Raw genomic sequence first — 20,903 nt, forward strand, 5'->3', positions numbered from 1 at the left:
TCACCGTGCTCCCGCGGGCGTCAGGCGGCGTTGCACCCAGTACAAGACGTAGTCGGCCGCGATTGCGAGCACGCTCACTGCCAGCGCCCCGGTCACAAGTTGGCGCGGATCGGTCTGCGAAATGCCCCGGCTGATGAGCGTGCCGAGGCCGCCCGCGCCGATATAGGCCGCGATCGCCGTGATCCCGATGTTCATCACCACCGCAGTGCGCACTCCAGCCATGATGACCGGCACCGCCAACGGGATTTCCACGCGCATGAGCCGCTGCACCGGGCGCATGCCCATGCCGCGCGCCGCCTCGCGCAGGGCCGGATCGACATTGTTGATGGCGGTGTAGGTGTTCCGAATGATCGGCAACTGCGAATACAGCAGCACCGCGATGACGGCTGGCAGATAGCCGATACCCTGGTTGATGAGCGAGAGGATCGGGATCATTGCGCCGAACAGGGCGATCGACGGAATGGTGATGATGATGCTGGCGATATAGAGCACGACATCGGCCGCCGGTTTGCTCTGGGTGATGGCGATGCCGATCGGCACACCCGTGAGCACGGCCAGCCCGACCGCAACCCCCACGATCGACAGATGCTCGACCGTCAACTCGGCGATGAAGTCGAGATTGTCGCCGATAAACGCAATGATCTCCACGAACGCTCTCTCCCACCTCCAGAGTGTTTTCGCGAGTCAATGAATTTCGATCGGCCGACGGCCGTCAGACCGCTGCGACGAACCCCTCGTGCCGCTCGGCGGTCTGAAGAAGAAGATTTCGGATCATCTGCACCGGCTCGCTCAGAACGGGCCCGCTGGTGTGCATCTCCACGGCCACCGTGCCCAGCGAGGGCAGCCCCTCCTGGCCGCCCAGCACCCGGCAGCCGCGCGGCAGCGACCGGACGGCCTTGACCGCAATTCCCAACCCTGTCTGAACGGCGATATTGGTACTGATCGGATGACTGCTTGTGAAGGCGATGCGCCAGCGCCGGCCGATCCGGTTCAGCGCGGCGATTGCGCTGGCCCTGTAGACACAGCCCTCCGGGTTGACCGCCAGCGGAATGTCCTCGTCCAGCGCCAGCTCAAAGTCCCCTGACCCGATCCAGCATAGGGTCTCCTGGCCGATCAAGGTTCCGCCCCGCGCATCCGGGTGGCGAATAGTGATCGCAATGTCGAGCAGCCCGTCGTGCACACGCTCCACCAACACGGGGCTGGTGTCGCAGAACACCTGGAGCCGGTAGTCGGGAAACGAGCGCGTGAACACCGGGAGGATGTAGGGAAGATAGGCACCCGCCTGCTCATCGGTCATGCCCACGCGCACCTCCTGAACATGCGACGAGCAGGCGAGCGCGTCCTGCGCTTCACCGTTCAGGCGGAGGATGCGTTCGGCGTATGGAACCAGGATGGCGCCAGCCTCTGTGAGCGTGACGGTCCGGCTGGTCCGGTGGAACAGGCTGCTGCCCACTCGCTCCTCCAGACGCTTGATCTGAAGGCTGACCGTCGACTGGGTCACGTTGAGCTGCTTCGCGGCGGCGCTGAAACCGCCGAGCTCGGCGACGGCGAGAAACGCTTTGAGCAGCTCCGGCTCCACCGACACCCCCATCTATTGCGAATCCTCATTGATACTATTGCACATAATCGTTTCCATTATCAATCGCCCTTCAGTAATGTACTCACAAGAGGCGCATCAAAAGAGGCTCGGCTCATTCGACAATTATCCTATCTTCGGACAAGCGATCTTTAAATAGTAAAAAAGGACAAACCATGATTTTGGGCGCTTTTGCTGCAAAGGCGCGAGAATACCTCTTTTGTCTCGCGCCTTGAGACCAAGGAGAAGCAACCATGTCTGCCGTCATCCAGGACTATAACCGGCCTGCGATCCCTATCGATCAAATCGTTGATCTCCAACGATACCCGCTTGCCGAAAGACAGTCGTCGGCACGTCATCAACTCGTCCGCACATGCCAGCAGCAGCTCCGGGAAGACGGCTGTGTCGTGTTGAAAGGCTTTGTGCGGTCCGATGCGCTTGAACGTCTGGAAGCCGAGACGGATCGGCTTTCGTCTCATGCGCACTACAATTCCTCCACCACGAACATCTACAACAGCGAAGGCGACAGCTCACTCCCCGCCGATCACCCGGTCAACATCTTCAACAGCCGCACCAACGGCTTCGTCGCCGGTGACATGATCCCCGAGGGCACGCTGATCCGCTCGCTGTACCAGAACCGCGCCTTTCAGGATTTCGTCGCTGCCGCGATGGAAGAGCCGGTTCTCCACGCGTATGCCGATCCCCTGGCGGGCCTTGTCGTCAACTGTCTCCGCCCCGGCTGCGAACATCCTTGGCACTACGACACCAACGACTTCATCGTTACCATGATGACCAAGGCGCCGGAGGCTGGCGGCACGTTCGAGTACTGCCCGAAAATCCGCAGCCCTGAAGACGAGAACATTCCGGCCGTCAGCCGCGTCCTCAAGGGCGACCGATCGCTTGTCCGCGCGCTCGATCTCCAGCCGGGCGACCTGCAAATCTTCTATGGCCGGCTGTCGCTGCACCGGGTCTCCAGCGTCGAAGGCGAACGCGAGCGTCACACAATCATCTTCGGCTATGCGCGCCAGCCCGGCTTTGTCGGCCGCGCGGCACGCACACGCAAGCTGTTCGGCCGTATCGCCCCGATCCACGAACGCGAGGAAACCGCAGGCTTGCAGCGCACGGACACTCTGAAGGACTGAATCTCCCATGAGTCATCACAGCTCTTCCTCCGGGCGCGGCCCGCGCCCGCCGATTACGCCGTCCGGTCCCGTCGCCAACGTCGATAGCCTGCCGCCGGGCTTCGATCCCGTGGCGCTGCGCGCCGGGCGCCTCAAGCGCCTGCGGGACATGATGGCCGAGAAGGACTACGCGGCGCTGGTGCTGTTCGACCCGAACAATCAGCGTTATGCCACCGGCTCGCGCAACATGTTCGGATACTTCCTGCGCAACTCGACACGCTACATCTATGTCCCCCAGGAAGGCCCGGTCATCCTGTTCGAGTATCCGGGCAGCGCGCATGTCTCGACCTGGCTGGAGACGATCGACGACTCGCGCACGTCCAAGGTCGTCTGGTCGGCCGTGAACCAACGGGATGAGCTGGCCGCCGCCGGGTTTGCCGAGGAGATCGCCGATCTGGTGCGTGACCATGGCCGCGGCAACCGAAGCGTTGGGCTGGATCGTTGCACGCTAGGGCTCGCCCGCGCGCTGGAGGCGCAAGGGCTGCATGTGCGCGACTGCATGGGCGATACGCTGCACGCGCGGCGCATCAAGACGCCGGAGGAGATCGCCTGCCTGGCCATTTCAATGGCCTCGACCGAGGGGGCGGTTCACGCGGTCGAACAGGCCGTACAGCCGGGAATCACGGAGAATGACCTGTTCGCCACCATGTACGGCGCCGTCATCTCCGGCGGCGGTGAGTTCATCGAGACCCGCCTGCTCAACTCCGGCCCACGCACCAATCCGTGGTTCAACGAGGCGAGCGAACGGGTCATCCGCCCCGGCGAGCTGGTCGCGCTCGATACTGACACCATCGGCTGCAATGGCTATTATTCCGACTTCTCCCGCACCTTTCATGTCGGACCGGGCAAGCCGAGCGGCTATCAACAGAGCCTGTATCAGATGGCCTGGGAGCAGGTGCACCACAACATCGACATCCTGCGCCCGGGTATGAGCTTCCGCGAACTCGCCGAACGCGCCTGGCCGATCCCCGAACGGTTTCTCGACCGGCGCTATCCCTCGATCATCCACGGCGTCGGGATGCACGGCGAGACGCCGCTCGTCGCCCATGCGATGGACCTCGACCGCTTCACCGGTGACGGCATCCTGGAGCCAGGCATGGTCGTTTCGGTGGAGAGTTATATCGGCGAGGTCGACGGGCCGGAGGGCGTGAAACTCGAGGAAGAGGTCGTCGTGACCGAGGATGGAGTCGAACTGCTCTCACGCTATCCCTTCGACGAGGCACTGCTGGGCCGGCAGGTCTAACCCCTCAGGCCGCCTGCCGCTCCACCTCGGCGCCCGCGACCGCGCGCGTATCGGCGAGCAGCAGAATGGCGATCCAGCGCAGCGACGGCACATGGCTGCACACGATCACAAAGGCCGTGGTCATGGGCACGCTCAGGAACGCACCGATCACGCCCCAGATCATCCCCCAGAACGCCAGTGAGGCCATCACGACGAACGGGCTGAGATTGAGGCTGCGGCCCATCAGCCGCGGCTCGATGACGTTGCCGATGATGAACTGCGTGCCCGCCAGCAGCACGGCGATAACGAAGAACTCCCACAGCGTCTCAAACTGCACGAGCGCCAGCAGCGCGGGAAACACCACGCCGAGCACCGAGCCGATACTCGGGATGTAGTTGAGCAGGAAAATCAAAAGCGCCCAGGTCTCGGCGAAGTCGACGCCCAAGGCCTTCAGCACCACGTAGCTGATGCCGGCGGTGACGACGCTGAGAATCGTCTTGATCCACAGGTAACGGCGCACGCTCTCGGTGATATCCTCGATGGCATCCTTGATCTGGCGGGCCTCGCCGGGTCCCTGGGCCAACCGGTCGATCTTCGGCCCCAGCCGTCCGCGCTCGGCCAGCAGAAAGCCGATGTAAAGCGCCACCAGCGCCAGCGTCGCCGCGATGCCGCCCGCCGTGCCAAGCAGGCCGGGCACCCGGTTCAGAATGTCGATCTCACGAATCGATTGGCGAATGCGCTCGGCCAGTTGCGGCCCGGCCCAGCCGAGCACCTGATCCGCCAGCGCGTTGAACCGCGCCACATAGCCCGGCCAGGCGCGCGCGACATCGTTGGTCTGCGCCGAGAGGATATTGAACACCGCGATGATCAGCACGATGAACAGAACCACAGCCGTCAGCGTCGCGAACGGCTCCGGCAGCCCTAGCCGGTGGATCCGGTCGCCAGCCGCGCTCAACAAGATCGTGATGAGCGCTGCAATGACGATGGGGATCAGAAACGGCGCGCCGTAGACCAGCCCCGTTATGAAAAACCCCATCACGATGGCCAGCAGCGCGATGTTATTCAGGCTCGGCTCGCTCGTGCCCTGCGGTGACATCCCGCTCTTTCCCCTGCTCCCCCGCCGTCACGTTCAGAATTTCTCGACCCAAGGGCGCAGTGCAACCTCGAAGGTCCATGCGCTGCGGTCCTGGTGCAGCACGTGCAGATAGCTCCGCGCGATCGCGTCCGGGTCGAGCATGCTGTCCGGCGCGTCCGCCGGCTCGGTGCGGCCCGGATTTCGAATCGCCCCGTCGATGACGAAATGCGCGACGTGGATGCCGTGCGGCTGCAACTCCCGCGCGATGCTCTCGGCCAGCCCGCGCAAGGCGAACTTGCCCATCGCGAACGGAGCCGATTGCGGATAGCCCTTCACGCTCGCTGATGCGCCGGTGAACAGGATCGCGCCGTGCTGGTTCGGCAGCATGCGCTTGGCCGCAGCCTGCGCAACGAGAAAGCCGCCATAGGCCGACACGCTGAGCGCATTCGCCACGCCCTCGCGCTCCAGCTCGACGAACGGCCCGCGTATCCGGGCGCTCGGGTTGAAAATGACCACGTCGGGCGAGCCGCCGAGGTCATGATCCATCTGGACGAACAGCGCCTCGACCTGCTCCGGCTGCGTGACATCGCAGGCGCGTGCGACCGCGCCGGTTTCAGACATGAGCGGCTGAAGCTTGTCGACGTTGCGCGCGGCCAGCCCGATCTTCAGCCCGGCTCCCGCGAGCGCGCGGGCGACCGAGGCGCTCAGGCCGTCGCCGGCACCGACGATCAGCGCGCGTTGATACGTGTCGATCATGCGTTACCTCCAGACTGAATGCCGCGTGCCCGTCCGGCAGCGCGCAGCCTCGCGCAGTTCGCCGGCTATGGCAAACGCTTCGCGCGCAAAATCCGATTTGACCGCAAGACGTGAATTGCCGAGACATCACATCCGCGGTTCCCTGGCGTCACACACGAACCAGAAGCACTCCATGTCCGACGTCCCGGCCATCAACACCTCCATGAGCGCGAGCGAATGGGCGATGCTCATCACCCTGTCGCTGCTCTGGGGCGCGTCCTTCTTCTTCAACGGCGTGGCGGTGCAGAGCCTGCCGACCTTTACTGTCGTCGTGGCGCGGGTGCTGATCGCGGCGGTGATCCTGCATCTGGCGCTGCGGGCCAGCGGGCTGCGGATGCCGCGCGATGCCCGGCTCTGGCGCACCTTCTTTGCGATGGCTTTCATCAACAACGTGATGCCGTTCTCGCTGATCGTCTGGGGTCAGTCGCATATCGCCTCCGGCCTGGCAGCGATCGTGAATGCGACGACGCCGCTGTTCACCGTTATGATCGCACATGTCTTCACATCTGATGAAAAACTGACGCGCGGGCGGCTGGCCGGCGTCATCATCGGGCTGTTCGGCGTGACGGTGATGATCGGGCTGGATGCGCTGCGCAATCTCGGGGTCAACGTCGTGGCGCAGCTTGCGGTGCTTGGCGCGGCGATGTGCTATGCCTCAGCGGCCGTGTTCGGCCGCCGCTTCCGCACTCTGAAGGTCACGCCGCTGCAGACCGCGACGGGGCAGACATCGGCCGCCAGCATCATTCTCCTGCCGGTAATGTTTCTCGTCGACCAGCCCTGGACGCTTCAGATGCCCGGGGTCGCTACGATCGCCGCCCTGTTCGCGGTCGCCGCGCTGTCCACGGCGCTCGCCTACATCATCTATTTCCGCCTGCTGGCAAGCGCGGGAGCTACAAACGTCCTGCTCGTCACCTTTCTGGTCCCGGTCGTGGCGATCCTGCTGGGCACACTTTTTCTCGGCGAAGTGCTGCAGCCACAGCATCTGCTCGGCATGGGGCTGATCGGCCTTGGGCTGGCTGCGATCGACGGCCGGCCCTGGCGGCTGCTGATGCGTTGCTAGTCGCCCTGAAAGCCTAGGACGTTTCACGCAGGTCCAACACCATCGACACACCTGCCAGCGTGATATCCGGCGCGAGCTGGCACGGCACTGGACCGACAACGCGCAGGCCCAGGGCGGCGTAGAATGGCACGGCCTGCCGGGTCGACACGCACTGAAGGCGCTGCACGCCCGCCGCTTTCGCCTCTGCTACACATCGCTCAAGCAGAGACGCACCGATACCCTGGCGCACGGCGTCCGGATGTGTTGCAAAATGGCGTAGATGGCCCGTGGCCAACTCGACAGGCGTGTCCGGCTGATCCGGTGCTTCCAGGCTCCAGCCGCCGCAGCCGGCAGGCCCGAGGCCTGCAAACTCAGCGATATGATAGCGCCCACTGGCAAGCAACCCGGGGCGCGGCCGTGTCAGAAGCGGAAGTGCCCTCTCCAGCACATCCGGATCATAGGCATCCGCAAGAAGCGTCCCATATGAAGACTGCAGGAGCGCCGCGACCGCTTCTTCATCACGCGGCGTCGCCGGGCGGATTTTGAACGGCATGGCCTCATCATCCGCATTTGACCGCTCGCTTGCAAGCGGGTGCCCGAGGCGCAGCGCAAAACGCTTCTCGCGGGTCGCGCAATACGGTAGGGATGAGCCATGGATCAGAAGGCGCCGCATATCGACTGGATTTCGCAGTTTCCCGGGCTTGCCGGCATGGAAGCGCCGGTGCGCGAGCGCCTGACTGCTGAAAGCACGATCATTTCCGTGCCGAAGGGGACGGTTATCTTCGGCCCCGGCAAGGCGCCCGAGAACCTGCTGCTCCTTCTCGCGGGCACTGTGCGGGTGCATCAGACCTCCGAAAGCGGGCGAGACATCGTGCTCTATCGCGTTTCGGCAGGCGAAAGCTGCGTGCTGACCACGGCCTGCGTGCTCGCTTATGAGGACTATCTGGCCGAGGGCGTGGCCGAGACCGATGTGCAGGCCGTCGCCATTCCGCGCCGCGTGTTCGAGGAACTGATCGCGGAGTCCCCGGTTTTCCGCCGCTTCGTCTTCACCGCTTATTCCCGGCGCATCACCGACCTGTTCTTCGTCATCGAGGAGATCGCCTTCCGGCGCATGGACATTCGGCTTGCGCAAAAACTGGTCGAGCTGCCGGCGCCGGGCGGCGTGATCGCCACCACGCATCAGGACTTGGCGGCAGAACTGGGCACGGCGCGGGAAGTCGTATCCCGCCAGCTCAAGGAGTTCCAGCGCCGGGGCTGGGTCGAGCTTGCGCGCGGCGAAATCCGCATCACCGACCGCGACGCCCTGAAGGCCCTCCACGCCGACGGCTGATCAGGCTTGCACGGCACTTGTTCCTGACTTTCAATTGATTTGTGACAAGGTCACCGACGCTTGACCGGCGTTAAGCTACCTTTATGGCGCAATCGTCAGGAGGCAGGAAAATGACGGCCAATGTCGGAACCTTCGATCGTGTCTTGCGCCTCGTCATCGGCGTTTTGCTGGTGATCGCGCCTTTTGCAACGGACATCGCGATGTTTCAGGGACAGGTGGCCACCATCGTGTCCGTAGTCGTTGGTGCGGTGCTGGTGCTGACGGCGCTCGTGCGTGTTTGTCCGCTCTATTCCCTGCTGGGTATGCGGACCTGCAGCAGTTAAGGGTCCAATGACGGAATTTACTCCATTCGCTTCGCTTTTCGGCGGCGTCATGATCGGGCTTTCGGCCGTGCTTCTCATGCTCGTGCTCGGCCGGGTCATGGGCGCCACCGGCATTCTCACCGGCTTCGTCAATCCGACCTCCGGCACGGACTGGAGTTGGCGCGCGGCCGTACTCGCCGGAATGGTGTCGGCACCGCTGGTCTATTTCGCGGTTACCGGCGGAATGCCCACCATCGAGGTGCCGGTGTCCACACCGCTCATGCTCCTTGGCGGCTTCATCGTCGGGATCGGCGTGACGTTTGGTTCAGGCTGCACCTCCGGCCACGGGGTCTGCGGCATGGCGCGACTGTCCGGTCGGTCAATCACGGCCACGCTGACCTTCATGGTCGCAACAGCGGCGACCGTATTTGTCATTCGCCATGTGTTGGGAGGCTGAGATGAAGCACCTTATCCCGGCATTCCTGATCGGCCTTCTGTTCGGGCTGGGGATCGTCATTTCGGGTATGGCCAACCCGGCCAAGGTGCTGAACTTCTTTGATTTCGCCGGCACCTGGGACCCCAGCCTGATCTTCGTCATGGGCGGCGCCCTGGCCGTGACCTTCATCGGCTACCGTGTGGTCCTGGCCCGGTCGCGCCCGCTGGTTGAGGGGCAATTTCATGTCCCTACCAACCGGACGATCGACGCACGTCTGATCGGTGGTGCCGCCTTGTTCGGCGTGGGTTGGGGAATGGCTGGCTTCTGCCCCGGCGGCGCCCTGCCCGTTATCGGCACTGCCCGCACGGAGGTGCTGCTGTTCGTGGCGGCGCTGATCGCGGGCATCTTTACGGCGCAGGCCCTGATGCGCCTCGCCCAGGGCAAGCCGAGCGTCTCTCAGACGCTGCGGCAATAAGACGAGAGCAGTGGAGGAAAGCATGAGCGCATACCGCACGAACATGTCCGTCCGGCCCGAGGTGAAGGGCTTTTTCGACCCGCAGACCAACACGATCAGCTATGTCGTGAAGGACCCGAACTCGAAGGCTTGCGCTGTCGTCGACTCGGTGATGGACATCGACTACGCCGCCGGGCGCATCACCTTCGAGCACGCCGACGAGATCATCGATTACGTCAAGCAGAACGATCTCCAAGTCGAGTGGCTGATCGAAACGCATGTCCACGCCGATCACCTTTCCGCCGCCCCTTATATCCAGGAAAAGCTGGGCGGCAAGATCGGCATCGGCGATAAGATCACCGTGGTTCAGGAGACCTTCGGCAAGGTCTTTAACGAAGGCACGGAATTCCAGCGCGACGGCAGCCAGTTCGACCGCCTGTTCTCGGATGGCGACACCTACGAGATCGGCACGATGTCGGCGTTCGTCATCCACACGCCGGGCCACACGCCGGCCTGCATGACGCATGTCATCGGTGATGCGGCCTTCGTCGGCGATACGCTGTTCATGCCCGACGGCGGCTCGGCCCGCGCGGACTTCCCCGGAGGCGATGCCGGCACGCTCTACGACTCGATCCAGAAGATCCTTCAGCTTCCCGACGACATGCGCCTTTTCATGTGCCACGACTACGCGCCCGGCGGCCGAGAGATCAAATGGGAGACCACCGTCGGCGAGGAGAAGGCTCACAACATCCATGTCGGCGGCGGCAAGACGAAGGAAGAGTTCGTCAAGTTCCGCACCGAGCGCGATGCGCAGCTTGCCATGCCGCGGCTCATCATCCCCTCGCTGCAGGTGAACATGCGCGCGGGCGAGGTGCCGACCGACGAGCACGGCGACAAGATGCTGAAGGTCCCGGTCAACAAGCTGTAGCATCGGGAAAACGCAGCGCCGGGCCCTCGTGTCCGGCGCTTGCGCTTCGGCCCGTCGAGGACGGGCCAAGGTGGCACATGCCGCACAAGCAAGAGGAAACGAACAAATGGACGCCAAGCCGATTTCGGACCGTCTCAGCGTATCGGGGCAGATCCGCCCCGAGGACATCCCCGAGATCGCGCAGGCTGGATACCGCGCGATCATCTGCAACCGCCCGGACGGCGAAGCGCCTGACCAGCCGAGCTTCGAGGAGATCGAATCCGCGGCCGAATCCGAGGGGCTGGAAGCACGCTACATGCCGGTCGTTTCGGGCCGTGTACGCGACGAGGACGCGGAAGCCTTCGGCGCGGCGCTGAAGGAACTGCCCGGCCCGATCCTCGCCTATTGCCGCTCCGGCACGCGCTCGGCCACCCTCTGGTCGCTCGCCGAAGCCGAAAGCCGCCCCGTGACCGACATTCTCGCCTCCACAAAGCGCGCGGGCTACGACATGAGCGGCGTTGTCAGGCGCATCGCCAATGCCGGCAAGACGCCGACCGACCGGCCGGACGCGACCTATGACGTGGTGATCGTTGGCGGAGGCGCGGCGGGCATATCGGTCGCATCGAGCCTGCAGGCGCGGCGCTCCGGCCTGGAGATCGCCATCATCGACCCGGCAGACGTGCATTATTACCAGCCCGGCTGGACGATGGTCGGCGGCGGGATTTTCGACGCGGAAGACACCGCCAAGACGATGGGTTCGCTCATCCCGCGCGGCGTGCACTGGGTCAAGGCGGCGGTCGCGGCCTTCGAGCCGGGGGACAACGCCGTGATCCTCGACGGCTGCCGGGTCATCAAATATCAGCGCCTCGTGGTCTGCCCGGGCCTCAAGCTGGACTGGAACCGCGTGGAAGGGCTGGTCGAAACGCTGGGCCGCAACGGGGTGACCTCGAATTACCGCTACGATCTCGCGCCCTACACTTTCGAGCTTGTGCAGAAGATGAAGGGCGGCCGCGCGGTGTTCACCCAGCCGCCCATGCCGATCAAGTGTGCCGGCGCGCCGCAGAAGGCAATGTATCTCTCGGCCGATTACTGGAACCGCCACGGGCGGCTGAAGGATATTGACATCGGCTTCTACAATGCCGGCGGCGTGCTGTTCGGCGTGAAGGAGTATGTCCCGGCGCTTATGGAATACGTCGAGAAGTACGGCATTGACCTCAATTTCTTCCATAACCTCGTGAAGGTTGACGGCGACGCGAAAACCGCCTGGTTCGACGTCAACAAGCCGGACACCGAGACGGAGCGCGTGAAGGTCGAGTTCGACATGATGCATGTCTGCCCGCCGCAGACCGCGCCGGACTTCATCCGCGTTTCGCCGCTGGCCGACGAGGCCGGCTGGGTCGATGTCGACCAGTCCACGCTACGCCACAAGACCTACGAGAATATCTGGGCGCTAGGCGACGTCATGAACGCGCCGAATGCGAAGACAGCGGCCGCCGCGCGCAAGCAGGCTCCGGTGGTGGCCGAGAACATAGTGGCCGACATCAAGGGCAAGTCCCCCGTCGCGCAGTATGACGGCTACGGATCCTGCCCGCTCACGGTGGAGCGCGGCAAGATCGTGCTGGCCGAGTTCGGCTATGGCGGCAAGCTGCTGCCGAGCTTCCCGAGCTGGCTGATCGACGGCACCAAGCCGAGCCATCTCGCCTGGCTGCTCAAGGAGAAAATCCTGCCGCCGGTCTACTGGAAGGCGATGCTGCGCGGCAAGGAGTGGATGGCCAAGCCGGAGAAGCTGGAAACGGCCTGATCCGTTCCGCGTCCCGAACAATCGATCTCGCGCCGGCAACCCGCTGGCGTGCCCGTTTCTGTCGTCAGATGATGAGGTCAGGAAATGATCCCGCGTCCAGTCGCACGGTATCTGCCGATCCTCAAATGGGGCGTGGAGTACACGCGCGAGGCGCTCACGAACGATCTGGTGGCCGCGGCGATCGTGACGATCATGCTGATCCCGCAGTCACTCGCCTACGCGCTGCTGGCCGGGCTGCCGCCGGAAGCGGGCATCTACGCCTCGATCGTGCCGATCATCCTTTATGCCGTTTTCGGAACGAGCAGCAGCCTGGCGGTCGGGCCGGTCGCGGTGGTCTCGTTGATGACGGCGGCGGCAATCGGCGATGTCGCGCAAAGCGGCACGGCGGGCTATGCGACGGCGGCGCTGACGCTGGCAATGCTGTCCGGCGGTTTCCTGCTGCTGCTGGGCGTGTTCCGGCTAGGCTTTCTGGCGAATTTCCTGTCGCATCCGGTCATCGCCGGCTTCATCACCGCGTCTGGCCTCATTATCGCGGCGAGCCAGCTCAAGCACATCCTGGGTATTCCGGCCGAGGGGCATAACCTGTTCGAGCTGCTTCGCTCGCTGGCACTGCACATCACCGAGCTGAACCCGATCACGCTCATCATCGGCGCGGCGGCGACCGCGTTCCTGTTCTGGGTCCGCAAAGGATTGAAGCCGCTGCTGATCGCGGCAGGGCTGAACCGGCGGCTGGCCGATGTTGCGGCGAAGGCTGGGCCGGTGCTGGCCGTGGCGGTCACGACGCTGATCGTCGGCGGGCTACGGCTGGATGCGCAGGGCGTCGATATCGTCGGCACGGTACCGCAGGGCCTACCACCCTTCACCATGCCGGATTTCTCCAGCGACCTGCTCCTCAAGCTCATCGGCCCGGCGATCCTGATCTCGATCATCGGCTTCGTGGAGTCGATCTCGGTCGCGCAGACGCTCGCGGCGAAAAAGCGCCAGCGCATCGACCCGGACCAGGAGCTGATCGGCCTTGGCGCGGCCAATGTCGGCGCGGCGTTTACCGGCGGCTATCCGGTCACGGGCGGCTTCGCCCGCTCAGTGGTGAACTTCGACGCCGGCGCGGAGACCCCGGCGGCGGGTGCTTTCACGGCCGTCGGGCTGGCGATCGCGGCAATGGCGCTGACCCCGCTGATCTACTATTTGCCGACGGCGACGCTGGCGGCGACGATCATCGTGGCGGTGCTCTCGCTGGTCGACCTTGGCATCCTCAAGCGCGCCTGGGACTACTCGAAGGCCGATTTCGCCGCCGTCAGCGCAACCATACTCGTCACGCTGGGCTTCGGCGTCGAGCTGGGTGTCACCACGGGCGTGGCGCTGTCCGTGCTGATCCATCTTTTCAAGACATCGCGCCCGCACATGGCCGTCGTCGGGCGCGTACCCGGGACCGAGCACTACCGCAACGTGCTGCGCCACAACGTCATCACCGACCCGCACATCCTGACCGTGCGCGTGGACGAAAGCCTCTATTTCGCCAATGCCCGCTACCTGGAGGACCGGCTCTACGACATGGTCGCGCAGCGCGATGACCTGCGCCACGTGATCCTGATGTGCCCGGCCGTCAACGAGATCGACATGAGCGCGCTGGAGTCGCTGGAGGCGATCAACGAGCGGCTCGCGGCGCTCGGCGTGCAGTTCCACCTCAGCGAGGTCAAGGGACCGGTGATGGACCGCCTGGAAAGCACGCATTTCCTTGAGCATCTGACCGGCGAGGTATTCCTCTCGCAGCATCAGGCCATGCGCGAGCTCAGCGAGCACGGGGCCGAAGCGCGGCCCGCAGAGGCGCTTTCCAATCAGCACGCCTAACCTCTCCGCCTGTCCGCTGGCCCCATTGCGGTGCGTGCGGCAAACCGCGCGCATGGATTAGTTGCAAATAATTCTCATTTGCATTGACTTCCTTCCGGCCTCTGCGTAACTCTGAAAGGCGCGGTGGCTTGTGCCGCGCTGGCATGGAGAGGAGTGATGAGGCTGTTTCGACGCAGGTTTCTTGCGCTTTCCGGTCTTGCTCTTGCTTTTTTGGTGTTCGCCAGTCCGGCGCGCGCTGACACGGCGCCGCTCAAGGTCGTCGCCACCACCGGCATGATTGCCGATGCCGCCCGGCAGGTCGGCGGTGATCAGGTCGAGGTTCAGGCGCTCATGGGGCCGGGCGTCGACCCGCACGCCTACCGCCAGACGCGCTCGGACATCGTCGCGCTCACGAACGCGGATCTGGTGCTGTGGCACGGGCTCTATCTGGAAGCGCAGCTTGAAGACTTCATGCTGGACCTCGCAGAGACGCAAGACGTCGTGCCCGTCGCCGAATCCCTGCCGCGCAACCTGCTCATCGCCCATGACGACTATGATAACAAGCTCGACCCGCATGTCTGGATGAACCCGAACCTGTGGGCGCGGGTCGTGCTCAATATCCGCGACGCCCTGATCGAGGCGCGCCCGGATGCCAGGTCGGCGTTTGAATCAAACGCCAAGGCGCATCTCGCCGACATCAGCGAACTCGCCGTCTACGCCAACGAGGTCCTCGCCTCGGTGCCGGCGGACAGCCGCGTGCTCGTCACCGCGCATGACGCCTTCAACTATTTCGGTTCGGCATACGGCTACGAGGTCGTCGGCATTCAGGGCATCTCCACCGAAAGCGAAGCCGGCCTGAACCGGATCGAGACGCTCGTCGACATGCTCGTGGCGCGCGACATCGGGGCCGTGTTCGTCGAGTCCTCGGTTTCGGACCGGAATGTCCGCGCGCTGATCGAGGGCGCTGCGGCGCAGGGCCACCAGGTGGCGATCGGCGGCACGCTTTATTCCGACGCGATGGGCCAGCCCGGCACTTATGAGGGCACATACATCGGGATGATCGACCACAACGTAACGACCATCACGCGCGCGCTCGGCGGCAACGCGCCGGAAAGCGGCATGAACGACAGGCTGGGGAGTTAAACCATGTATCTGCCATCGCTCGACATCGCCGCGGAAGATGGACGGGTCGTCAGTTCATCCATTCCCGAGGACGCCCCGCTCGCTGTGCGCGGCCTGACGGTCTCTTACGGGGACAAGCCGGCGGTTTTCTCGGTCGACGCGACCTTCGAGGCCGAGAAGCTGACCGCGATCGTCGGGCCGAACGGCGCGGGCAAATCGACCCTCCTGAAAGCCTGTCTCGGAGTGGTCCGCCCTCTCTCAGGCAGCGTGCTGGTGTTCGGTCAGCCGCTCGCCAAAGCGCGGCGCCGCATCGCATATGTGCCGCAGCGCGCCAGCGTCGACTGGGATTTCCCCGCGCGTGTCATCGACGTCGTGCTGATGGGCCAGTACCGCGAACTCGGCCTGCTCGGGCGCATCAAACCCGGCCACAAGCGCCGCGCGATGGAATGCCTCGACCGTGTGGGCATGGCGGACTTCACCGAACGTCAGATCGGCCAGCTCTCCGGCGGTCAGCAGCAACGGGTTTTCCTTGCCCGCGCGCTGGCGCAGGACGCTGACCTTTATCTGCTCGATGAACCCTTCGCCGGGGTGGATGCGGCGACCGAGAAGGCCATCATTCAGGTGCTCAAGGATCTCAAGCAGGCGCGCAAGTCGCTTGTTTGCGTGCACCACGACCTGGCGACGGTATCCGATTATTTCGACAACGTGCTGCTGATCAATGTGCGCAAGATCGCCGAAGGCCCGGTCGCCACGACCTTCACGTCAGACAACCTGCAGGCGACCTATGGCGGCCGGCTGGCGACGACGCATATCGACCAGCTCAAACTGGAGACGGCTTAAGATTGGAGCGGTTCCTTGACGCGCTGCTTCTGAGCGCAGGCTACAATTCGGCTCTCGTGGCGATCGGCGCGGCGCTACTCGGCTTTGCGGCCGGCGCGTGCGGGACCTTCATGTTCCTGCGCAAGCGCGCGCTGGTGTCCGACGCGCTCGCCCATGCCACGCTCCCCGGTATCGGGCTGGCCTTCATCGTGATGGTCGCCTTCGGCGGCGACGGACGCAATCTTGTCGGCCTGCTCCTCGGCTCAGCGATTACCGCCGGTCTCGGCGTGCTGGTGGTGGACTGGATCGTCAGCCGGACACGCTTGGCGGAGGATGCGGCGATCGGCGCGGTGCTATCCGTCTTCTTCGGCCTTGGCGTCGTGCTGCTGACGGTCATCCAGACGATGTCCGCCGGACGGCAGGCGGGGCTTGAAAGCTTCCTGCTCGGCTCCACGGCCGGGATGCTGTTTCAGGATGCTGTATTCATCGCGGTGGGGGGCGCGCTGGCAGTCGCTTTCACCTGGGCGCTGCGTCGGCCAATGACCCTTGTCTCATTCGACGCCGACTATGCCGCGGCATCCGGCTACAACGTGCGCTTCGTCGACATTGCGATCATGGGCCTCGTGCTGGCCATCACGGTGATCGGACTGAAGCTCGTGGGGCTGATCCTGATCGTCGCACTGTTGATCATCCCGCCGGTGACAGCCCGCTTCTGGACCGAGCGCGCCACCGCCATGATCTGGATTGCCGGCGCCGCAGGCTCGGTGTCGGGCTACATCGGTACCGCGATTTCCGCCTCTGCCCCTGCCCTGCCGACCGGGCCGATCATCGTGCTCGTCTGCGCCGCGCTGATGCTCGTTTCGCTGTTATTTGCCCCACGCCGCGGGGTGCTGGCGGCTGCGCTCCAGTTCTATCGCTTCCAGCGGCGCGTGCATCTGCGCCAAGGGCTGCTGGCGCTCGCGCGTCAGGAGCCGATCCATGACCGGATGACGCTGTCGGTGCTCCGTAAAGCCGGACTGATCCGCCGGGATGGCGTGCCGACCGAGGCCGGGCGCGCGCAGGCGGCAAAGGCGCTTCTTGACGAGCAGCGCTGGGCCATGGTCCGCCGGCTCCACGCCGATACCACCCGCGCCGGAAGCTATGATGGCGTGACGCCCATCGAGAAAGTGCTAACGCGCGACGAGATCGCGGAGATCGACCGCAGGCTCGGTCCGCCGCAGGAGGTGACCGCGTAATGGGCTCTGAATTCGTCCAGCTCAGCCTTACGCCGCTCTTGATCGGGATTCTCGCGTCAATCGCCTGCGCGCTGCCGGGGACCTTCCTCCTTCTGCGGCGCGAGGCGCTCATCAGCGACGCAATCGGACATGTCACGCTGCCGGGCATCGTGGTGTCGTTCCTCTTCACCGGCGTCGTCGCCGCCTGGCCGATGATGATTGGCGCAGGTGCGGCCGCGCTCGTCGCCGTCGCGCTGATCGAGGCGGTCAAGCGGCTCGGCAACATCGAGTCCGGCGCGGCGATGGGGGTGGTCTTCACGGCTCTGTTCGCGGGCGGCGTGCTGCTGCTTGAACAGACCGACACCAGCGGCGTGCATCTGGACGTTCAGCACGCCCTCATGGGCAACCTGGAAAGCCTTGTCTGGCTGGCCGGGCGCGACTGGAGCGCACTCACGGACCCGGCGGCGCTGGCGAAACTGCCCGACGAGTTGGTGCGGCTGGCGGTCGTGTGCGTGTTCGTCGTTGCCCTGACAATCGCGTTCTGGCGGCCGCTCAAGATCGCAACCTTCGACGAGGCATTCGCGCGCACCGTGGGCATCCCGACGCGCCTGCTCAGCCTCGGGCTGGTGATGACGGCGGCGGTGGCCGCTGTCGCGGCGTTCGACGCGGTCGGGGTGTGCATCGTGATTGCCATGTTCATTTGCCCGCCGGCTGCCGCGCGCCTGATGAGCGACCGGCTGGAGGTGAACCTGCTATGGACCGTGGCCTTTGCTACGCTTTCGGCAGTGCTGGGTTATGTGCTGGCGGGCTATGGACCCCTGTGGCTGGGCGGCAGCCATTCGGTGAGCGCCGCGGGCATGATCGCGACGGTCTCCGGCATCATCCTTGCACTGACCGCGCTGTTCGGGCCGTGCCGCACGCGCACGGGTGAGGCCGCCGCGACCTGAAAAAGCTGGCGCGCCCCATAGCGCCCTGCTAACCGTCACAGACCACATCTTGGGGCGGGAGGGGCACGGTGGACAAGATCAAATACTTCTTTGCGATTCTGGCCGCCTTTATCATGGGCGGTCTTTTCATCGCCGGACCGGACAAGCTCTCTGATGAGATCCCCTACCACGTGGAGTTGGGCTTCGGCGCCATCGCCTTTGGCTGCCTGATGATCGCCGCTCTCTACAGCGACCGGGCAAAGAACCTGCTGCTTGCGATCATATTCGGCCCGATCTCTGTTGTTTTGATCATGATGGCTGCTTCGGGCGATTTCGAAGTCGGGCAGCGTATCTTGTTCGGGGTGCTCGGCGCTGGCACGTCGCTGTTCTTCGTCTATAGCGTGATCACGACGTTCACCGGCGACGATCTGGCCGGCGAAGACCCCGATGACCGCGCGGCGGACTGAGCCGGCCTTCTCAGCCCTGCCCTGATCCGCCCGACATAAGGCGCTGCGCCTGTTCACGGATCCGGTCGGGGATCGGCGCCGACGCGCGCGCCCGCCGATCGAAATGCACGCCGAACTGCGCCACATCCGCAACGCTCGCGCCGCTCAGCCCATCCGTGACCCGATGCGCGAACCACAGCGAACTGCGCCCGAGCTGCACGACGGCGCTTTCCGTCTTCAGCACCGTGCCCGCCTCACGCGGGAGGTCATGCAGCGCGATACGGTAGGCAAAGGTCGCGTAGCCGATCCTCTCTTCGCGCATGTAGGACGAGGTCATGCCGACGCGGTTCTGGAACTGCACATTGGCATCGGAGGTGTGCAGGATCAGCGCACTCAGATCGAGCCGGCCCGTCCCGTCGAGATCCTCCGGGCGCACCAGCGTCTGCGCGGTCGTTGACCAGCCGGACAGTGCCGCAAAATCGACGTCACGCCCTGCCTCTTCCTCAGCCCAGTCGATTGGCGCTTCCGGCCGTGGGCGCGTCACATCACCTTCGAACGCGATTTCGTGCGTCGCAGCGAGATCGTTGGTCTCGGAATTGTAGAGCCGGTGGCCGATCCGAAGATGCGCCGGGTCATGCGCCAGCACGCCGGATTCGATGTGATAGGCATCACCCGCCGCCAGTTCCTGCTTGAAGGTCGTCCGGCAGGCCACCGGCCGCAGCGCCGCCACATCGTCCGTGTTGTAGCCGAGCAGACGGAACAAATGCGATTGCGCCGCTGAATACGCCGCGAAATAGAAGCCGGTCGTGAAATGATCGACCGCGTCGCATTCCCACGGATGCACGATGCTGCGCAGCGTTTCGGGCATTTCCTCTACTCCAATGGTTCCTGCGCCTGTCCGGCGTCTGACGGCCATCTGCATACCACAACACGCGCGACGATCTAGCCCCACACGCATGTTTGCCGACGTGGCTCCCGGGGCCCACGCCATTCACGTGAGCTTGAGCTGTTCGAGAGCGCAAGCCCTGAGGCGTTACCGAAAATTAACGGAGATGATTAGCTGAAATGTCCCGACTTCGCTGGAGTGCAAGCGCGTTCCCCCCCCCCCCCGCACGCCCCCCGACCCAGACCGAGGTGTTGCCATTTCCGCCTGCTCACGAAAATGCGAGCGTGTGTGAAGTCAAACGATCTTCACAGCTCCGTCAATTCAAGTAATCGTTCTGTGTTTTGATCCATATTCGGCGCCGTGGTATCCAAAAAATCGAGTGCTGAGGCAAGCGCAAACGCATTGTCTAAGCACTCATCGAGCAAAACTTCGTCCACTCTGGACAAGCAAACGCTGAAATCTAGTTAAGGAGACTTGTGATGAAAGCTATCCTGGGTGCTATTGCTGTAACCTTCCTGATGTCGACCAGCGCCTTCGCGGGCCCGATGAACTGCGTGGCGGAGATCGGACAACTCGACGCGAATGATGACGGTTTCGTCAGCGCCGAGGAAGCGTCCGGCGTCAGCGGCGTCATGGCGAATGTGGACATCGACGGCGACGGTCGCATTTCCCCGCAGGAAGCCGTGGTCGTGTGTCAGACCACGGCTCTGAACGACGTGTTCGAGCCGAAGAACTAAGTCTTTGACGCTCTACGCCTAGACGTTGCCCGGTGGGATCCATGCGGATGCCACCGGGATCACGTCATTTTTGCGCGCCTCAAGATATGAAGCGATTTTTATCACGACTAATTCTCGCCATTGTGATTTGATAATATAAATTATTTAGACAGAATGATTTTATAGAAACAAATTACCGAAGGAGATATTACCATGAGCGAGCGTGTTACTGGCGTACACCGCCGTGTTTTCTTGACTGGCGCGGCCGCATCGACATTCAGTGTGCTCGGAGGAAGAGCCTTCGCGCAGGACGCTTCGGATGTCTCGGGCCCCAATCCCAAGCTGGCCGACGCGCGGACGATGTCGGATGTCAAGCCGCGCGAGCCGAACTACCGCTATGAAATCCAGCGCACCGAGGCCGAGTGGCGGGAGCGGCTCAGCGACTTCGAGTATTCGATCATGCGCGAAATGGGCACCGAGCCGCAGAAATCCAGCCCGCTCTGGAACGAGACCCGCGAGGGGCTCTATCGCTGCAAGGGCTGCGACCAGCTTCTCTATTGGTCGGAAACGAAGAAGGTGCTGGATAAGGGCTGGACATTCTTCCGGCATTCCGAACCGGATGCCGTCCTCACCGGCATTGACGCAACCGACACATTTGGCGACAGCACCCTCTACATGCTCGAAGTGCACTGCCGTCGCTGCGGGAGCCATCTTGGCCACATCGTGTGGATCAGCAACGAGGTGCTGCACTGCATCAACGGCGCAGCACTGACTTTCGAACTGGCGTGAGCACGGTCGAACCGCTCAACTGTCGTATTGCTTCAGAAAA

The 20,903-nt window shown here is 63.9% G+C and carries 23 protein-coding genes; 17 read left to right on the forward strand and 6 right to left on the reverse strand.

Annotation, left to right across the window (positions count from 1 at the left end):
• Positions 1-648 carry an ABC transporter permease gene (locus BXY53_RS09775; RefSeq protein WP_119061625.1) on the reverse strand — a complete coding sequence of 216 codons (648 nt, stop codon included), beginning with the start codon at positions 646-648 and terminating at the stop codon, positions 1-3.
• 64 nt (positions 649-712) lie between these two features.
• Positions 713-1,591 (reverse strand): LysR family transcriptional regulator, encoded by an 879-nt coding sequence (locus tag BXY53_RS09780; protein WP_119061626.1) that lies wholly within the window; start codon positions 1,589-1,591, stop codon positions 713-715.
• A 239-nt stretch (positions 1,592-1,830) separates the two neighbouring features.
• Here BXY53_RS09780 and BXY53_RS09785 point away from each other — a divergent pair, with 239 nt between their 5' ends.
• Positions 1,831-2,718 (forward strand): HalD/BesD family halogenase, encoded by an 888-nt coding sequence (locus BXY53_RS09785; RefSeq protein ID WP_119061627.1) that lies wholly within the window; start codon positions 1,831-1,833, stop codon positions 2,716-2,718.
• Between the two features lie 7 nt (positions 2,719-2,725).
• Positions 2,726-4,000 (forward strand): M24 family metallopeptidase, encoded by a 1,275-nt coding sequence (locus BXY53_RS09790; protein WP_119061628.1) that lies wholly within the window; start codon positions 2,726-2,728, stop codon positions 3,998-4,000.
• Positions 4,001-4,004: 4 nt separating this feature from the next.
• Here the strand turns inward: BXY53_RS09790 and BXY53_RS09795 are convergent, their stop codons facing one another.
• Positions 4,005-5,075: an AI-2E family transporter gene (locus tag BXY53_RS09795; protein ID WP_119061629.1), complete on the reverse strand. Its 1,071-nt coding sequence runs from the start codon at positions 5,073-5,075 to the stop codon at positions 4,005-4,007.
• A 33-nt stretch (positions 5,076-5,108) separates the two neighbouring features.
• The gene (locus BXY53_RS09800) at positions 5,109-5,810 is read right to left on the reverse strand and encodes an SDR family oxidoreductase (protein ID WP_119061630.1); all 702 of its coding nucleotides are present in this window, start codon (positions 5,808-5,810) and stop codon (positions 5,109-5,111) included.
• 172 nt (positions 5,811-5,982) lie between these two features.
• Between BXY53_RS09800 and BXY53_RS09805 the strand changes: the two genes are divergently transcribed.
• Positions 5,983-6,909 (forward strand): DMT family transporter, encoded by a 927-nt coding sequence (locus BXY53_RS09805; RefSeq protein ID WP_119061631.1) that lies wholly within the window; start codon positions 5,983-5,985, stop codon positions 6,907-6,909.
• Between the two features lie 13 nt (positions 6,910-6,922).
• Here BXY53_RS09805 and BXY53_RS09810 read toward each other — a convergent pair whose 3' ends face one another.
• Positions 6,923-7,441, reverse strand: a complete 519-nt coding sequence (locus BXY53_RS09810; RefSeq protein WP_119061632.1) for a GNAT family N-acetyltransferase — start codon at positions 7,439-7,441, stop codon at positions 6,923-6,925.
• Positions 7,442-7,540: 99 nt separating this feature from the next.
• On the opposite strand from BXY53_RS09810, the gene BXY53_RS09815 reads away from it, so the two are divergent.
• The 12 genes from BXY53_RS09815 to BXY53_RS09870 all read left to right on the forward strand — a co-directional run bounded on the left by BXY53_RS09815 (position 7,541) and on the right by BXY53_RS09870 (position 18,493).
• Entirely contained in the window at positions 7,541-8,218 is a 678-nt protein-coding gene (locus BXY53_RS09815) for a Crp/Fnr family transcriptional regulator (RefSeq protein WP_119061633.1), read from the forward strand.
• A 110-nt stretch (positions 8,219-8,328) separates the two neighbouring features.
• Positions 8,329-8,541, forward strand: coding sequence for a YgaP family membrane protein (locus tag BXY53_RS09820; protein WP_119061634.1), 213 nt, complete (start codon positions 8,329-8,331; stop codon positions 8,539-8,541).
• Between the two features lie 7 nt (positions 8,542-8,548).
• Positions 8,549-8,977: a YeeE/YedE family protein gene (locus BXY53_RS09825; RefSeq protein ID WP_119061635.1), complete on the forward strand. Its 429-nt coding sequence runs from the start codon at positions 8,549-8,551 to the stop codon at positions 8,975-8,977.
• 1 nt (position 8,978) lies between these two features.
• Positions 8,979-9,431, forward strand: coding sequence for a YeeE/YedE family protein (locus BXY53_RS09830; protein WP_119061636.1), 453 nt, complete (start codon positions 8,979-8,981; stop codon positions 9,429-9,431).
• Positions 9,432-9,453: 22 nt separating this feature from the next.
• Complete coding sequence (locus tag BXY53_RS09835) at positions 9,454-10,338, forward strand: MBL fold metallo-hydrolase (protein WP_119061865.1); 885 nt, start codon at positions 9,454-9,456, stop codon at positions 10,336-10,338.
• Between the two features lie 106 nt (positions 10,339-10,444).
• Complete coding sequence (locus BXY53_RS09840; protein WP_119061637.1) at positions 10,445-12,118, forward strand: bifunctional protein tyrosine phosphatase family protein/NAD(P)/FAD-dependent oxidoreductase; 1,674 nt, start codon at positions 10,445-10,447, stop codon at positions 12,116-12,118.
• An 84-nt stretch (positions 12,119-12,202) separates the two neighbouring features.
• Entirely contained in the window at positions 12,203-13,966 is a 1,764-nt protein-coding gene (locus BXY53_RS09845; RefSeq protein ID WP_119061638.1) for a SulP family inorganic anion transporter, read from the forward strand.
• Positions 13,967-14,122: 156 nt separating this feature from the next.
• Positions 14,123-15,088: a metal ABC transporter solute-binding protein, Zn/Mn family gene (locus tag BXY53_RS09850; RefSeq protein WP_210209182.1), complete on the forward strand. Its 966-nt coding sequence runs from the start codon at positions 14,123-14,125 to the stop codon at positions 15,086-15,088.
• Between the two features lie 3 nt (positions 15,089-15,091).
• The gene (locus tag BXY53_RS09855; protein ID WP_119061639.1) at positions 15,092-15,907 is read left to right on the forward strand and encodes a metal ABC transporter ATP-binding protein; all 816 of its coding nucleotides are present in this window, start codon (positions 15,092-15,094) and stop codon (positions 15,905-15,907) included.
• Between the two features lie 2 nt (positions 15,908-15,909).
• On the forward strand, positions 15,910-17,121 hold the full coding sequence (locus BXY53_RS09860) for a metal ABC transporter permease (RefSeq protein ID WP_119061640.1): 1,212 nt from the start codon (positions 15,910-15,912) through the stop codon (positions 17,119-17,121).
• Positions 17,121-18,047, forward strand: coding sequence for a metal ABC transporter permease (locus BXY53_RS09865; protein ID WP_119061641.1), 927 nt, complete (start codon positions 17,121-17,123; stop codon positions 18,045-18,047). The genes BXY53_RS09860 and BXY53_RS09865 overlap by 1 nt, the downstream gene beginning before the upstream one ends.
• A gap of 68 nt (positions 18,048-18,115) precedes the next feature.
• Entirely contained in the window at positions 18,116-18,493 is a 378-nt protein-coding gene (locus BXY53_RS09870; RefSeq protein WP_119061642.1) for a hypothetical protein, read from the forward strand.
• 10 nt (positions 18,494-18,503) lie between these two features.
• Here the strand turns inward: BXY53_RS09870 and BXY53_RS09875 are convergent, their stop codons facing one another.
• Complete coding sequence (locus tag BXY53_RS09875; RefSeq protein WP_119061643.1) at positions 18,504-19,340, reverse strand: acyl-CoA thioesterase; 837 nt, start codon at positions 19,338-19,340, stop codon at positions 18,504-18,506.
• A 497-nt stretch (positions 19,341-19,837) separates the two neighbouring features.
• Between BXY53_RS09875 and BXY53_RS09880 the strand changes: the two genes are divergently transcribed.
• Both BXY53_RS09880 and BXY53_RS09885 read left to right on the forward strand, forming a co-directional pair.
• Entirely contained in the window at positions 19,838-20,095 is a 258-nt protein-coding gene (locus tag BXY53_RS09880) for a hypothetical protein (RefSeq protein ID WP_119061644.1), read from the forward strand.
• A gap of 192 nt (positions 20,096-20,287) precedes the next feature.
• The gene (locus tag BXY53_RS09885) at positions 20,288-20,863 is read left to right on the forward strand and encodes a peptide-methionine (R)-S-oxide reductase (RefSeq protein ID WP_119061645.1); all 576 of its coding nucleotides are present in this window, start codon (positions 20,288-20,290) and stop codon (positions 20,861-20,863) included.
• Positions 20,864-20,903 lie beyond the last annotated feature (40 nt).

Origin of the sequence: Dichotomicrobium thermohalophilum, assembly GCF_003550175.1 — a bacterium.
GTDB lineage: Bacteria > Pseudomonadota > Alphaproteobacteria > Rhizobiales > Rhodomicrobiaceae > Dichotomicrobium > Dichotomicrobium thermohalophilum.